Origin of the sequence: Cupriavidus alkaliphilus, from assembly GCF_014191175.1 — a bacterium.
In the GTDB taxonomy this organism is placed as follows: domain Bacteria; phylum Pseudomonadota; class Gammaproteobacteria; order Burkholderiales; family Burkholderiaceae; genus Cupriavidus; species Cupriavidus alkaliphilus.
Window position 1 is genome coordinate 940,478 of record NZ_JACHWE010000002.1, and the last position, 15,236, is coordinate 955,713.

At 66.3% G+C, this 15,236-nt stretch carries 13 protein-coding genes; 2 read left to right on the forward strand and 11 right to left on the reverse strand.

What is annotated here, in order from left to right:
• The first annotated feature begins 153 nt into the window (after window positions 1-153).
• Complete coding sequence (gene fusA, locus FHX60_RS10650; protein ID WP_112775582.1) at window positions 154-2,217, forward strand: elongation factor G; 2,064 nt, start codon at window positions 154-156, stop codon at window positions 2,215-2,217.
• Between the two features lie 13 nt (window positions 2,218-2,230).
• Here the strand turns inward: fusA and FHX60_RS10655 are convergent, their stop codons facing one another.
• The 9 genes from FHX60_RS10655 to paaA all read right to left on the reverse strand — a co-directional run bounded on the left by FHX60_RS10655 (window position 2,231) and on the right by paaA (window position 11,234).
• The gene (locus FHX60_RS10655; protein ID WP_112775583.1) at window positions 2,231-3,895 is read right to left on the reverse strand and encodes a cation acetate symporter; all 1,665 of its coding nucleotides are present in this window, start codon (window positions 3,893-3,895) and stop codon (window positions 2,231-2,233) included.
• Window positions 3,892-4,200: a DUF485 domain-containing protein gene (locus FHX60_RS10660; RefSeq protein ID WP_112775584.1), complete on the reverse strand. Its 309-nt coding sequence runs from the start codon at window positions 4,198-4,200 to the stop codon at window positions 3,892-3,894. The genes FHX60_RS10655 and FHX60_RS10660 overlap by 4 nt, the downstream gene beginning before the upstream one ends.
• A 154-nt stretch (window positions 4,201-4,354) precedes the next feature.
• Window positions 4,355-5,704 carry a phenylacetate--CoA ligase PaaK gene (paaK, locus tag FHX60_RS10665; protein ID WP_183283316.1) on the reverse strand — a complete coding sequence of 450 codons (1,350 nt, stop codon included), beginning with the start codon at window positions 5,702-5,704 and terminating at the stop codon, window positions 4,355-4,357.
• A gap of 69 nt (window positions 5,705-5,773) precedes the next feature.
• Entirely contained in the window at window positions 5,774-7,438 is a 1,665-nt protein-coding gene (paaN, locus tag FHX60_RS10670; RefSeq protein ID WP_112775586.1) for a phenylacetic acid degradation protein PaaN, read from the reverse strand.
• Window positions 7,439-7,493: 55 nt separating this feature from the next.
• Complete coding sequence (gene paaE / locus FHX60_RS10675) at window positions 7,494-8,570, reverse strand: 1,2-phenylacetyl-CoA epoxidase subunit PaaE (protein WP_112775587.1); 1,077 nt, start codon at window positions 8,568-8,570, stop codon at window positions 7,494-7,496.
• 17 nt (window positions 8,571-8,587) lie between these two features.
• Window positions 8,588-9,112 carry a 1,2-phenylacetyl-CoA epoxidase subunit PaaD gene (paaD, locus tag FHX60_RS10680; protein ID WP_112775719.1) on the reverse strand — a complete coding sequence of 175 codons (525 nt, stop codon included), beginning with the start codon at window positions 9,110-9,112 and terminating at the stop codon, window positions 8,588-8,590.
• Window positions 9,113-9,117: 5 nt separating this feature from the next.
• Entirely contained in the window at window positions 9,118-9,882 is a 765-nt protein-coding gene (gene paaC / locus FHX60_RS10685; RefSeq protein WP_183283317.1) for a 1,2-phenylacetyl-CoA epoxidase subunit PaaC, read from the reverse strand.
• A 13-nt stretch (window positions 9,883-9,895) separates the two neighbouring features.
• Window positions 9,896-10,177 (reverse strand): 1,2-phenylacetyl-CoA epoxidase subunit PaaB, encoded by a 282-nt coding sequence (gene paaB, locus FHX60_RS10690; RefSeq protein WP_029044895.1) that lies wholly within the window; start codon window positions 10,175-10,177, stop codon window positions 9,896-9,898.
• Between the two features lie 58 nt (window positions 10,178-10,235).
• Window positions 10,236-11,234, reverse strand: a complete 999-nt coding sequence (gene paaA / locus FHX60_RS10695; RefSeq protein ID WP_183283318.1) for a 1,2-phenylacetyl-CoA epoxidase subunit PaaA — start codon at window positions 11,232-11,234, stop codon at window positions 10,236-10,238.
• 129 nt (window positions 11,235-11,363) lie between these two features.
• Between paaA and paaX the strand changes: the two genes are divergently transcribed.
• The gene (gene paaX / locus FHX60_RS10700; protein ID WP_112775590.1) at window positions 11,364-12,287 is read left to right on the forward strand and encodes a phenylacetic acid degradation operon negative regulatory protein PaaX; all 924 of its coding nucleotides are present in this window, start codon (window positions 11,364-11,366) and stop codon (window positions 12,285-12,287) included.
• 96 nt (window positions 12,288-12,383) lie between these two features.
• Here paaX and boxA read toward each other — a convergent pair whose 3' ends face one another.
• On the reverse strand, window positions 12,384-13,664 hold the full coding sequence (gene boxA / locus FHX60_RS10705) for a benzoyl-CoA 2,3-epoxidase subunit BoxA (protein ID WP_183283319.1): 1,281 nt from the start codon (window positions 13,662-13,664) through the stop codon (window positions 12,384-12,386).
• Between the two features lie 128 nt (window positions 13,665-13,792).
• Window positions 13,793-15,220: a benzoyl-CoA 2,3-epoxidase subunit BoxB gene (gene boxB / locus FHX60_RS10710; protein WP_112775592.1), complete on the reverse strand. Its 1,428-nt coding sequence runs from the start codon at window positions 15,218-15,220 to the stop codon at window positions 13,793-13,795.
• Between the last annotated feature and the right edge of the window lie 16 nt (window positions 15,221-15,236).

Consider the following 15,236-nt stretch of genomic DNA (forward strand, 5'->3'; position numbering starts at 1 on the left):
CCTCTCCACAGGAGGCCGGCGGAGCGCCGGCCTCACCACTTGAAGGGGCACTTGCGTCGGGCATTGCACAGTATCGGCACGCATATATGTCGCTTCCGCCGAATTTCGCCAATAATGCCCTGAGAGTCATTGCCGGACGAACCGAGAGCCACCATGCACGAGAGTCCCGATGCCATCCGCACTGTCGCCCTGCTCGGGCACGCAGGAAGCGGCAAGACCTCGCTGGTCGAGGCGCTGCTGCACAAGGGCGGTGCGGTGCACACGCCTGGCAGCGTCGAGCGCGGATCCACCGTGTGCGACAACGATCCGCTCGAGCGCAAGTACAAGCGCTCCCTCAGCGCCGCGGTCGCGCACCTGGAGTACCGCGACACCCGCATCTACCTGATCGACACCCCCGGCTACCCGGATTTCTCCGGGCACGCCATCAGTGCGCTGGCCGCGGTGGAAACCGCGGCCATCGTCATCAATGCGCAGACCGGCATCGAGATGACCACGCGCCGCGCCATGGCCTGGGCGCAGTCGCGCCAGTTGTGTCGGATGATCATCATCAACGGCATCGACGGCGAGAAGGTCGACCTGCCCGCGCTGCTGGCGGAGATCCAGGAGGCCTTCGGCAAGGAATGCCTGCCCATCAACCTGCCGGCCGACCACGGCGGCAAGGTGGTCGACTGCTTCTTCAATCCGGCCGGCGAGTCGGATTTTTTATCGGTGGCGTCCGCGCACGACGCGCTGATCGACCAGGTGATCGAGATCGACCCCGAGCTGATGGAGCTGTACCTGGAGCAAGGCGAAGCCATCACCCCGGAGCAACTGCACGCGCCGTTCGAGCGCGCGCTGCGCGAAGGCCACCTGGTGCCGATCTGCTTTACCTCGGCCGTCACCGGCGCCGGCATCGAAGCGTTGCTGGATGTGTTCGTGCGGCTGCTGCCCAACCCCACCGAAGGCAACCCGCCACTGTTCTACCGCTCCACCGGCGCGGATGCCGAGGGCACGGAACAGCGCCAGGCGGTGCGCGCCGAGCCGGTCCCGGACAAGCACGTGCTGGCGCACGTGTTCAAGGTGGTGATCGATCCCTATGTCGGCAAGCTGGCGATATTCCGCATCCACCAGGGCACGGTCACGCGCGACAGCCAGCTCTATATCGGCGAAGGACGCCAGCCGTTCAAGGTGGCGCACCTGCTGCGGCTGCAGGGCAAGGAGACGCAGGAAGTGCCGCGTGCCGGCCCGGGCGATATCTGCGCGGTGGCCAAGGTCGATGAACTGGGCTTCGACGCGGTGCTGCACGATGCCACCGAGGACGGCAACATCCACCTGACCCCGCTGGAATTCCCCACGCCGATCTATGGCCTGGCGATCGAGCCGGCGCGGCGCGGCAACGAGCAGCGCCTGGCCGAGGTGCTGCACAAGCTCAGCGCGGAAGACCCGTGCCTGCGCGTCGAGCACCCCGCCGGCACCAACGAGACCGTGGTGTTCGGCCTGGGCGAGTTCCACCTGCGCTGCGCGCTGGAGCGGCTGACCGAGCAGTACAAGCTGGACGTGGCGACGCGCCCGCCCAAGATCGCCTATCGCGAAACCATCGGCGCCAGGGCCGAAGGCCATCACCGGCACAAGAAGCAGACCGGCGGCGCCGGCCAGTTCGGCGAGGTGATGCTGCGCATCGAGCCGCTGGCGCGCGGCGCGGGCTTCGATTTCGTCGATGCGGTCAAGGGCGGCGCGATTCCCGGGCAGTTCATTCCGGCGGTCGAGAAAGGCATCCGCCAGGCGCTGGACAGTGGCCCGCTGGCGGGGTTTCCGATGCAGGACGTGCGCGTGACCGTGTACGACGGCAAGAGCCATCCGGTCGATTCCAAGGAAGTCGCGTTCGCCACCGCGGGACGCAAGGCCTTTGTCGACGCGGTGCTCAAGGCCAGGCCGAGCGTGCTCGAACCGATCGTCGATATCGAGGTCACGGCACCGGGCAACGCCATGGGCGATATCATCGGCGACCTCTCGACCAAGCGCGGCCAGGTCCATGGCACGCGCACCGCGGCCGGCAACACGGTGATCGTCGCCGGGCAGGTGCCGCTGTCGGAGCTGAACGACTACCAGTCACGGCTGAACAGCATCACCGGCGGGCATGGCAGCTACACCATCCAGTTCAGCCATTACGACAACGTGCCGCCGGCGCAGCAGGAGAAGATGGCGTCCCGCCACAAGGCGCAGCAGGACACCGAGTGAGCTGGCGGCTGGCTCAGTGCTGGCTGGCACCGGCCGCGCCGATGCCGGTCATGGCGCGCACGAACTGCGCGCCGTAGCGCTGCCGCTCGGCGCTCGCCTGCGCCGAGCGGTCCAGCACCGATGCCAGCCAGGCGGCGGCGAAGGCCAGCGTCATCGAGAACAGCGCGGGGTTGGCGTACGGGAAGATCGCCTGCTGGTGCTTGAGAATTCCCACCCACACCGTCGGGCCCAGCACCAGCAGCACCACCGCTGACACCAGCCCCGCCAGGCTGCCCGCCACGGCCCCGCGCGTGGTCAGCCCCTTCCAGAACATCGACAGGAACAGCACCGGGAAGTTGACCGACGCGGCAATCGCCAGCACCAGCCCGGACAGGAAGGCGATGTTCTGCTTCTCGAACATCACACCCAGCACCATCGCCAGCAGGCCGATCACCAGCGTGGCGATCTTCGACACGCGGATCTCGTCTTTCTCGCTGGCCTGCCCGCGGCGGAACACGTTGGCGTAGAGGTCATGCGACACCGCCGACGCCCCCGACAGCGCCAGCCCCGCCACCACCGCCAGGATGGTCGCGAACGCCACCGCCGAGATAAAGCCGAGGAACAGGTCGCCGCCGATCACATGCGACAGGTGCACGGCCACCATGTTGCTGCCGCCGATCAGCTTGCCCGCGGCATCGCGATAGGCCGGATCGGCGCCCACCATCACGATCGCCCCGAAGCCCACCACCAGGATCAGCACGTAGAAGTAGCCGATGAAACCAGTAGCGTAGAGCACCGATTTGCGCGCCTCTTTGGCATCCGCCACGGTGAAGAAGCGCATCAGGATGTGCGGCAGGCCGGCGGTGCCGAACATCATGCCGACACCCAGCGAAATCGCATCGATCGGGTTCGACACCAGCCCGCCCGGCGAAAGGATGGCAGCGCCCTTGTCATGCACCTTGGCCGCGCTGGCGAACATGGCTTCGGGGCTGAAGCCGAAATAGGCCAGCACCATCACCGCCATGAAGGTCACGCCGCCGAGCAGCAGCACCGCCTTGATGATCTGCACCCAGGTCGTCGCCAGCATGCCGCCGAACATCACGTACAGCACCATCAGCGCGCCGACGATGACCACCGCCGATTCATAGCTGGTGCCGAACAGCAGCTCGATCAGCTTGCCGGCGCCGACCATCTGCGCGACCAGGTACATGATGACCACGGTCAGCGTGCCGCACGCGGCGGTGATGCGCACCGGCTTCTGCGAGAGGCGGTACGAGACCACGTCGGCAAAGGTGTAGCGGCCGAGGTTGCGCAGGCGTTCGGCGACGATGAACAGGATGATCGGCCACCCGGCCACCACGCCGAGCGCGTAGATCAGGCCATCGTAGCCCTTGTCGAACATCATGGCCGAGATGCCGAGGAAGGACGCGGCCGACACCATGTCGCCGGCGATCGCCAGGCCATTCTGGAAGCCGGTGAGGCCACCGCCGGCCGCATAGAAGTCCGACGCCGAGCGCGTGCGCCGCGCGGCCCAGCGGGTGATGCCGAGCGTGAACAGCACGAACAGCAGGAACATCACGATGGCGCTCCAGTTCAGCGGCCGCTGCGCGGCTTCGCCCTGGATCGCGGGGGCCGCGGTGGCCGCGGTGGCTGCCAGCCCGCACAGGGCGGCGCCGAGGAAACGGTGTACCGGCTTCATGCTTCGCACTCCTTGCGCACGCGTTCGTTGAGCGGGTCCAGGTCGCGGTTGGCGCGGTGGACGTAGATGGCGGTCAGCAGCACGGCGGCCACGATTACCGCCACGCCAACGGGGATCCCGACCGTCATCACGCCTCCGGCGACCGGCGTGCCGAGCGTGGCGGGCGAGAAAGCCAGCAGCAGGATGAAGCCGAAGTAGACCGCCAGCATGATCAGCGTCAGCGACCAGCCCAGGCGCGTGCGTCCGTGGGTCAGGCGGATAAAGTCGGGGTGGCTCTGGATGGCTTCCAGTTGTTGTGCGTCCATGGTTGTCTCCTTTGGCGCAGGGGGATGTGGCGGCTTCGGGTGGCTGCCATGCTTGAATTCGTTCGTCGCGTCCTGAATGCCGCCGGTTCGCTCCCCTCTCCCGCAGGCGGGAGAGGGGAGCCTATGCTGGCGGTGGTAGTGAAAAACAGCGCTATCAGATCGCACCCAACGGCTGTTCGTGTGTCACCTTCGGCCGCATGTCCAGCACGCGCCGTGCCTTGCCGACCGTGGTGCGCTCGATCCCCTCGGCCGCCACCACCTGCACCCGCGTGGTCACGCCGACATAGGTCTTGATCTGGTCCTTCAGATCGCGCTCCAGCGCCGCCCGGTCGTCCGCCGACAGCGACGAAGACCGCTCCGGCCTCGCCTCGACACGCACCTCCAGCTTGTCGAGGTGCCCGTCGCGCGTCACCACCAGCTGGTACTGCGGCGCCAGCGCCGGCGCCTTCAGGATCAGTTCCTCGATCTGCGATGGGAACACGTTGACGCCACGGATAATCAGCATGTCGTCCGAGCGTCCGGTGATCTTGCCGATGCGGCGCATCGAACGGGAAGTGGGCGGCAGCAGACGCGTCAGGTCGCGCGTGCGGTAGCGGATCACCGGCAGCGCTTCCTTGGTCAGCGAGGTGAACACCAGCTCGCCCTCTGAGCCATCGGGCAGCACCTCGCCGGTCATCGGGTCGATGATCTCGGCATAGAAATGGTCTTCCCAGATCACCGGCCCGTCCTTGCTCTCGATGCATTCGCACGCCACGCCCGGCCCCATCACCTCGGACAGCCCATAGATGTCCACCGCGTCGATGCCGGCGCGCGCCTCGATCTCCGCGCGCATCGCGTCGGTCCAGGGCTCGGCGCCGAAGATGCCGACCTTCAGCGAGCTTTCCGACGGGTCCATGCCCTGGCGCTCCAATTCTTCGATCAGGTTCAGCATGTACGACGGCGTCACCATGATGATGTTGGGCTGGAACTCGCGGATCAGCTGTACCTGTTTCTCGGTCTGTCCGCCCGACATCGGGATCACCGTGCAGCCCGCCTTCTCCGCGCCGTAGTGCGCGCCCAGCCCGCCGGTGAACAGCCCGTAGCCATAGCTGACATGGACCAGGTCGCCGGCGCGCCCGCCCGCGGCGCGGATCGAGCGCGCCACCACGCTGGCCCAGGTATCGATATCCTTCGCGGTATAGCCGACCACGGTCGGCTTGCCGGTGGTGCCGCTCGACGCATGCACGCGTGCCACCTGCTCGCGCGGCACCGCGAACATGCCGAAGGGATAGTTGTCGCGCAGGTCCTGCTTGGTCAGGAACGGGAACTTCGACAGGTCCGACAGCGACTTCAGGTCGTCCGGATGCACCCCCGCCGCCGCAAACGCCTTGCGGTAGTGCGGGACGTTGTCATAGGCATGGCGCACGCTCCATTTGAGCCGTTGCAGCTGCAGCGCCTGCAGTTGGTCGCGGCTGGCGCGCTCGATCGGCTCCAGCTCGTCAGGGTTGGGGTTGCGTTGCACCATTGTCTACTCCATCTCGTTATGATGGCGCCGCGTGCGAAGGGGGGCAGGCGCCGGGGTACTGCAGGCAGATCAGATATGCGAGCGGCTCTGGACCACGCGGAAGCGGTTGGCGACGAAGGCCGCATCGGACAGCGAAGCATTGGCTGCCGGGTTGGCGCCGGTGGCGTGGAAATCGCTGAACGCGGCCGACTGGTTGACGAACACGCCGCCGGTCAGGTTGAGCGACAGCGCCACGCCGGCGTCCTCCGCGGCATCGCGGATGCTTTCGGTCACGCCCGCATCGGTGGTGTAGGCCGACAGCGTCAGCGCGCCGTGCGTCTTCGCGCCGCGGTGCGCCAGTTCGATGCTGTGCGCGGTGCTGTCGGTCGCCACGACGAAGGAAATCGGGCCAAACAGTTCCTGCATGATCTTCGCTTCGTCCGTGGCATCGACCTTCAGCACCAGCGGCGTGCGGATGCGCGCATCCGGAAACTCCGGATGCACCAGCGCGCGGCTGTCGGTAACGACCTCGCCCAGCGCACGCGACGCTTCGATCCGTTCGACTACGCCGTCGTTCTGGATCGCACCGATCAGTTCCACCGCCTTGGCCGGATCGCTCGTCAGCTTGCTGACGGCTTCGCCGATCGCCGCGGCGACCTGGTCGAAGCCGATGCGCCCTTCCGGCGTATCGATGCCGTCCTTCGGCACGTAGATGTTCTGCGGCGCCGTGCACATCTGGCCCGAGTACAGCGACAGCGAGAAGGCGATATTGCGCACCATCCCCTTGAAATCGGCGGTGGAGTCGATGACGATCTGGTTGACGCCAGCCTTCTCCGTGTACACCTGCGCCTGGTGCGCGTTGCGCTCAAGCCAGTCGCCGTTGGCAGTGCTGCCGGTGAAGTCGATCAGGCGCACTTCGGGGCGCAGCGCCAGCTTCGACGCCATGCGCTCGCTCGGGTCGTTGGCGACCAGCGTGACGATATTCGGGTCGAAGCCGGCTTCCTGCAGCACTTCGCGCGCCACCTCGACGGTGATCGCCAGCGGCAGGATCGCGCCGGGATGCGGCTTCACCACCACCGCATTGCCGGTCGCCAGGCTGGCGAACAGGCCGGGATAGCCGTTCCACGTCGGGAACGTGCAGCAGCCGATCACCAGGCCCACGCCGCGCGGCACCACGCTGTAGCGCTTTTCCATGCGCAGCGGCTCGTTCTTGCCCTGCGGCTTCTCCCACGTGGCCTGCTTCGGGATGCGGCGCAGTTCGTCCCAGGCGTAGGCCACGGCTTCCAGGCCGCGGTCCTGCGCGTGCGTGCCTCCGGCCTGGAACGCCATCATGAAGGCCTGGCCGGTGGTGTGCATGACCGCGTAGGCGATCTCGAAGCTGCGGCGGTTCAGGCGCTGCAGGATTTCCAGCGATACACCCACCCATGCCTCCGGTCCGGCCTTGCGCCAGGCCGGCATGCCCTTGGCGACGCCGGCGAAGAGCTGGTCGAGGTCTGGCTTGGGATAGGTGACGGCCAGTTCCGGGCCGTACGGCGAGACTTCCTTGCCGGCCTGGCCGACGGTGCCCGGCTGCGACAGCGCGAACGGCTGGTTCAGGCGTGCCTCGAAGGCAGCCTTGCCGTCGGCGTTGGCGGTCTCGCCATAGACCTTGGGGCTCGGCATTTCGGCGAACGGGCTCCAGTAGCCGCGCGTGGCGATGGCTTGGGTGGCTTGTTCCAGCAGCGCCTGGTGGCGTTCGAAAAACGGATGGGACACGGCTTGCTCCGGGGGCGAAATTGAATCTGGGTATTTGGGATGGCAGGAGAACGCTTCAGGTTTCCTGGTCGAAATCGATCACCAGCCTGTCGCTGACGGCGTAGCTCTGGCAGCTCAGGATGAAGCCGCGCGCGACCTCGTAGTCTTCCAGCGCGAAGTTGACGTCCATGTCGACTTCGCCTTCGATGCGCTTGCAGCGGCAGGTCGAGCAGACCCCGCCCTTGCATGAGTACGGCAGTTCGATGCCCTGCGCCAGCGCGGCGTCGAGCACCGTTTCCTTGTTCTTCTCCAGCGTGAAGGAACGGGTTCGGCCATCCTGGATCACGGTCACTTCGCACTGCTGCTGGCCGACCTGCTTGTGTGCATGCGCGGCGGGCCGCGCCGAAGGAATGCTGGTGGCAAACAGTTCGCGCTTGATGCGGGTCTTGTCGACGCCGTTGTCGAGCAGCGCCTGCGAGACCTCTTCCATCATCGAATGCGGGCCGCAGATAAAGGCGACGTCGATGTCCTGCGGCCTGACCCAGTGCTGCAGCAGCGCATTGACCTTGGCGCCGTCGATGCGGCCGTTGAACAGGTCGATGTCGAGCTGCTCGCGGCTGAGCACGAACACCAGGTTGAAGCGCTGCAGGTAGCTGTCCTTCAGGTCTTCCAGCTCTTCCTTGAACAGCACCGACGACGAGGCGCGGTTGCCGTAGAACAGCGTGAAACGGCTGTCCGGCTCCGCCTGCAAGGTGGTCTTGATGATCGACAGCATCGGCGTGATGCCGCTGCCGGCGGCGAAAGCGACATAGTGCTTCGCGTGCGTGGCGGACAGCGGCACGTGGAAATGGCCGGACGGCGGCATCACTTCCAGCTTCATGCCGGCCTGCAGCTGCTCGTTGGCCCAGTTGGAGAACAGCCCGCCGTCGACGCGCTTGATCGCCACGCGCAGCTGCGCGTCCTGCACCGCCGAGCAGATCGAGTACGAGCGGCGCACGTCCTCGCCATCGATGCCGGTGCGCAGCGTCAGGTGCTGGCCCTGCATGTAGCGGTAGGTGTCGGCCAGTTCGTCCGGCACGGCGAAGGTCACGGCTACCGCATCGCGGGTCTCGCGCGTGACCGAGGCCACCGTCAGTTCATGGAATTTGCTCATCTCCCCACCTTTCCTTCTCAGTGAGCCTTGAAATAGTCGAACGGCTCCTTGCAGTCGCCGCAGCGGTACAGCGCCTTGCACGCGGTCGAGCCGAACTGGCTGACCAGCCGCGTATGGCGCGAGCCGCAGTGCGGGCAGGCCACCACCGGCGCGGCTGGTCCCCGGCCTGCCTTGCGGCTGATGCCGCTGATATCGATCACCTGCTGCGCCGGCGGCGCGATGCCGTAGCCGGCGAGGCTGGCCTTGCCGCGCGGGGTCATCCAGTCGGTGGTCCACGCCGGCGCCAGCCGGGTCTGCACGCGCACCTTGTCCACGCCCTGCGCGGCGAGCGCGCTTTCAATACCCTCGCGGATCACGGTCATGGCCGGGCAGCCGGAATACGTTGGCGTGATAGTGATGACGCAGGCATCGCCTTCCCATGCCACGTCGCGCACGATGCCGAGATCCACCACGGAGATCACGGGGATTTCGGGGTCCGGCACCGTGTCGAGCCAGGTCCAGACCTGTGCCACGGCGGCACGGTCCGGCGCTTGCGCGGTCATGATGCTCACCACTGCGCGCCGGGATAGGCGCGCTGCAGGAACTGCATCTCGGCCAGCAGGTAACCGAGGTGTTCGGTATGACGGCCGTGGCGGCCGCCGCTCTGCGCCCACTGGGCGGCGGGCACGCGCAGGGTGGCTTCTTCCAGCACCTCGCTGACGTGGCGCTGCCAGGGCTCGGCCAGCGTCGCAGGATCGGGAACCACGCCGTCGCGCGCCAGCGCGGCTTCGGCCGCATCGGCTTCAAACAGTTCGCCGGTGAACATCCACAGGTCGTCGAACGCCTCTTGCATGCGGCGGTGGCTTTCCTCGCTGCCATCGCCCAGCCGCACCACCAGGTCGGCGCTGCGGCGCACGTGGTAGGTCACTTCCTTGAGCGACTTGGCGGCAATCTCCGCGATGCGCGCGTCGGTGGAGCGCTGCAGCGCCTCGAGCTGGAAGTAGTGCCACGTATCGAACAGGAACTGGCGCGCCAGCGTATCGGCATAGCTGCCGTTGGGCTGTTCCGCCAGCAGCAGGTTGCGGAACTGGTGCGCATCGCGCAGGAATGCCAGCTGGTCGGCGGTGCGCCCGGCGCCCTCCACTTCGGCGGCATAGCCGAGCCACAGGCGGGTCTGGCCGATCAGGTCGAGCGCGACGTTGGTCAGCGCAATGTCCTCTTCCAGCGCCGGGCCGCGGCCGCACCATTCCGACAGGCGCTGGCCGAGCACCAGCGTGGAATCGCCGAGGCGCAGCAGATACTCGTGGAGATGAGCGAGCTTGTGGTTGTCCATGGTCCGGGCCGTCTCAGATGTGCTTGACCGCTTCCGGCATCGGGAAGAACGTCGGGTGGCGGTAGACCTTGCTGTTGGCGGGCTCGAACAGCGGGCCCTTGTCGCCGGGGCTACTCGCCATCACGTCGCTGGCCTTCACCACCCAGACGCTGACGCCTTCGTTGCGGCGCGTGTAGACATCGCGGGCGTTGTTGATCGCCATTTCGCCGTCCGGCGCATGCAGGCTGCCCACGTGCTTGTGGGCCAGGCCGTGCTGGCTGCGGATAAAGATCTCCCAAAGCGGCCACTCTTTCATGGCAACCTCCTGTGTAAAGCGATTCGATGTTGGGGGGCGGCGCGCTGCGCCGCATGGCTCAGGCGGCGGCTTGCTGTGCCTGCTGGCCGGCCTGCTTTTCCGCATGCGCCACCAGCGCGTCGCGGAACCATGCGCCGTCGTCCCAGGCCTTGACGCGGGTGCGCAGGCGGTCCCGGTTGCACGGGCCGTTGCCCTGGATCACGTTGTAGAACTCGGACCAGTCGATTTCGCCGAAGTCATAGTGGCCGCGTTCGTCGTTCCACTTGAGTTCCGGATCGGGAATGGTCAGGCCCAGGTACTCGGCCTGCGGCACGGTCTGGTCGACCATCTTCTGGCGCAGCTCGTCGTTGGAGAACAGCTTGATGCGCCATTGCATCGACTGCGCGCTGTTGGGCGAATCGCCGTCGGACGGGCCGAACATCATCAGCGCGGGCCACCACCAGCGGTTGAGCGCGTCCTGCGCCATCTGCTTCTGCGCGGGCGTGCCGTTGCACAGCTTCAGCAGGATGTCGTAGCCCTGGCGCTGGTGGAACGACTCTTCCTTGCACACGCGCACCATGGCGCGCGCATACGGGCCGTACGAGCAGCGGCACAGCGGCACCTGGTTGATGATGGCAGAGCCATCGACCAGCCAGCCGATCATGCCGATGTCGGCCCAGGACAGCGTGGGGTAGTTGAAGATGCTGGAATACTTGGCCTTGCCCGAATGCAGGTCGCCCAGCATCTGGTCGCGCGACACGCCCAGCGTTTCGGCGGCGCTGTACAGGTACAGGCCGTGGCCTGCCTCATCCTGGATCTTGGCCAGCAGCACCGCCTTGCGCTCCAGCGTAGGGGCACGGGTCACCCAGTTGCCTTCCGGCAGCTGGCCGACGATTTCCGAATGCGCATGCTGCGAGATCTGGCGGACCAGGGTCTTGCGGTAAGCCTCGGGCATCCAGTCCTTGGCCTCGATCTTGATGCCGTCATCCACACGGGACTGGAACGCGCGCTCTTGCGGGTCCATCTCTTCCATCGCGCGGAGCCTTGTTGCTCCTGTCTCCACCAGCTGTGCGTACATGCCTGCTCCGGCTTTTGTTGAGGCCCGCTCGGGGTCTTGATTTTCGTCAATTGCGTCAGTTGCAATGCATGGTAGTGATACAATTTGATTCAAGCAATCGACGAATGTGTATCACTTCAAGGGCCTGCGATGGCGACTTCACCTGACCCGGAACAACCCTCCGCGCGCCTTGGCCGGCTGGCGCGCGGGCTCAAGCTGGGGGCCAATTCCCTGCTGGTGACGCTGTTCGGCGACGTGGTGGCGCCGCGGCCGCAGGCGGTGTGGCTGGGGAGCCTGATTCGCCTCGCGGCACCGTTCGGCATCAACGACCGGCTGGTGCGCACGGCCACCTTCCGGCTCACCGCGGACGACTGGCTGAGCGCCACCAGGATCGGACGGCGCAGCTACTACGGGCTGTCGGAAGCCGGACTGCAGCGCGTGCTGCACGCCGGCAAGCGCATCTATGCGGGCGAAGCGCAGGAATGGGATGGCCGCTGGACCATGGTGATGGTGCGCGGTGACGTACGCGCAACGGTGCGGCAAAAGCTGAAGCGGGAATTGCTGTGGGAGGGCTTTGGCGCGATCGCGCCGGGGGTGATGGCGCATCCCAATGCGGATCTCGGGTCGCTGCGCGAGATTATCGGCGCGGCGCGCGCGCAGGAGTACGTCGCGGTGATGGAGGCAAGCAGCCTGGAAGCGTTCCCGATCCAGCCGCTGCAGGCGCTGATGCACCAGACCTTCAAGCTGGGCGACGTGGCGGACGCGTGGCAGGCGCTGTTGAAACGGTTTTCACCGCTGGCGCAAGAAGCGGCGCAACTACCGCCGGCCGATGCCTATTACGTCCGGACACTGCTGGTACATGAATACCGGCGCGTGCTGCTGCGCGATCCCAACCTGCCGGAGGCGCTGCTGCCACAGGACTGGCCTGGGCGCACGGCGCGGGAGATGTGCAGCGCGATGTATGGTTCGCTGCTGGCGGCGAGCGAGGATTACCTGCAGCGCACGGTGGAGGTGGCGGAGGGGAAACTGGCGGATGCGGGGAAGGTGTTGCGCAGGCGGTTCGCGCATGGCTGAGCGTTTCGCCTCACGCCTGTTTGCCCCCTCTCCCGCCTGCGGGAGAGGAAGCACCCCAAGGGGAATAGATAATGCTTCGCGTCGATGGATAGGCCCTCAATACGTCTCCAGGTGCAACCTCCCGTCCCGCTTCAACCCTTCCGCCAGTGTCTCCCAATGCAGCCCCGCCTGCTGGGCCACCTCGCGCAGCGCCAGCACCACGCCCTCCTCCATGCTCTTCAGCCCGCAGACGTAGAAGTACGTATCCGGTGACGCCAGCAATGCCGCCAGGTCCGCCGCGCGCTCGCGCATCAGGTCCTGCACGTACCGCTTCGGCTGCCCCGGCGTGCGCGAGAACGCCAGGTTGATGTCGATGAAATCCTTCGGCAGGTTCTGCAGCGGCCCGAAGTACGGCAGCTCTTCCTTGCTGCGCGCGCCGAAGAACAGCATCAGCTTGCCGCCATCGAACTTGCCGGCCTTGCGCAGCCGCCGGCGCCATTCCGTCATCGCTCGCATCGGCGCGCTGCCGGTGCCCGTGCAGATCATCACGATGTTCGAGCGCGGGTGATTCGGCATCAAAAAGCTGGCGCCGAACGGGCCGATCACTTCTACCTTGTCCCCCACCTTCAGGTCGCACATGTAGTTCGAGCCCACGCCGCGCACGGGGTTGCCGTCGTGGTCCTGCAGCACGCGCTTGATGGTCAGCGACAGGTTGTTGTAGCCCGGCCGCTCGCCGTTGCGTGCGCTGGCGATGGAGTACTGGCGCGCGTGGTGCGGGCGGCCGCCGGCGTCGGTGCCGGGCGGCACGATGCCGATAGACTGGCCTTCGAGCACCGGGAACGGCGTCGTGCCGAAGTCCAGCACGATGTGGTGCGTGTCGTATTCGCGGCCGACCTCGGTCACGCGCACGTTGCCCGTCACCGTGGCAGTGATGGTCTTCTGCGCGGACTTGGCGCCATAGACGTTAGTGTAGGCATGCGCGGCGGACCACGGTGGCACGGTAGCGCCGTAGCGGGCGCTGTTGAAGGCTTCCTCGGCGGTGCCGGACAGCGGCGACGCGGCGGGAAGTTCCGCCGCGGCGGTCTGCAGGTCGGCGCCTGGCGCCAGGTCGGCCAGCTGTTCGCGCGACAGTGCTTCCGGCAGCGTGTCCCAGGTGAGCTGTTCTTCGATGCTGTAGGCGCGCAGTTTCGGCATGTCGCGCCAGTTGTCGATCGATCCGGTCGGACACGGGGCAATGCAGGCCATGCACAGGTTGCACTTGTCGGCATCGACCACGTAGTTGCGCGAGTCGTGCGTGATCGCACCCACCGGGCAGGTGGCTTCGCAGGTATTGCAGCGGATGCAGATCTCGGGATCGATCAGGTGCTGCTTAATGACTTGAATTTCTGCCATGTCCATGGCGGTCTCCAGAATCAGAGTGCTTCGCGGGCACTGCGCTTGAGCTTGCCGAGGCCCGTCGCGGACGTTCCCCTCACCTGCGCAGCGGGAGAGGGGAGCAAACAGGGAGGGATGATCAAGACCGTGGCTTAGTTGAACCGTACGTATTCGAAATCCACCGGCTGGCGGTTGATGCCCATCACCGGCGGCGCGATCCAGTTGGCGAACTTGCCGGGCTCGACCACGCGGCCCATCAGGCTGGCGACGAAGGCGCGGTCGCCTTCGGTGGGCAGCCACTGGTCGCGGAAGTCGCGCCATTCGGCGTCGGAGATCACGCGGCCGTCCGGCGATACCTTCACGCCGGCGAGCGCGCCGATATTGCGGTGGAACGCCTTGTGCGGCACCTTCAGGCGGAACGGGATCCCGGCCTTCTCGATCACCTTGTTCCAGCGCTCGACGCCGGCCATGCTGTCCTTGATGTAGTCATCGCGCAGCACTTCGTTGAGCGCGTTGAGCATCGGCACTTCCTTCTCGGTCAGCTGGCCGTTCTGCGCCTGCAGGATGCGGTAGGTCTGGCCCTTGAGCACGTGGTCGTCCATGCGCTTGCCTTCTTCGTAGCGGCCCTTCAGGCCGGTGCTGTAGAAGGTGGCGGCGTTGCTCGACTCATCCGCGCCGAACAGGTCGATGGTGACGCTGTAGTGGAAGTTCAGGTAGCGCTGGATGGTCGGCAGGTCGATCACGCCGGCCGCGCGCAGCTTCGCCGGATCGTCTGTCTTCAGCTCGTTCATCACCTGGCAGGTGCGCTGGATCACCCGCGACACGCCGCTCTCGCCCACGAACATGTGGTGCGCTTCCTCGGTCAGCATGAATTTGGTGGTCCGTGCCAGCGGATCGAAGGCGCTTTCGGCCAGCGCGCACAGCTGGAACTTGCCGTCGCGGTCGGTGAAGTAGGTGAACATGAAGAACGACAGCCAGTCGGGCGTCTGTTCGTTGAACGCCTGCAGGATGCGCGGGTTGTCCTGCTGGCCGCTGCGGCGCTCCAGCAGTGCTTCGCCCTCTTCCCGGCCGTCGCGGCCGAAGTACTTGTGCAGCAGGTAGACCATGGCCCACAGGTGGCGGCCCTCTTCCACGTTCACCTGGAACAGGTTGCGCAGGTCGTACATGCTGGGCGCGGTCAGGCCCAGGTGGCGCTGCTGCTCGACCGACGCAGGCTCGGTATCGCCCTGCGTCACGATGATGCGGCGCAGGTTGGCGCGATATTCCCCGGGAATGTCCTGCCAAGCGTCCTCGCCCTTGTGGTCGCCGAAGTGGATCTTGCGGTTGGCCTCGGCCGGGTTCAGGAAGATGCCCCAGCGGTAGTCCGGCATCTTGACGTGGCCAAAGTGGGCCCAGCCCTGCGGATCGACGCTGATCGCGGTGCGCAGGTAGATGTCATGCTGGTGCGAGCCCTCCGGGCCCATGTCGTTCCACCAGCTCAGGTAGTTGGGCTGCCATTGCTCGAGCGCGCGCTGCAGGGTACGGTCTTCGCTGAGGTTGACGTTGTTGGGGATCTTGTCGCTGTAGTTGATGCCGGACATGGTGGTCTCCTGGGAG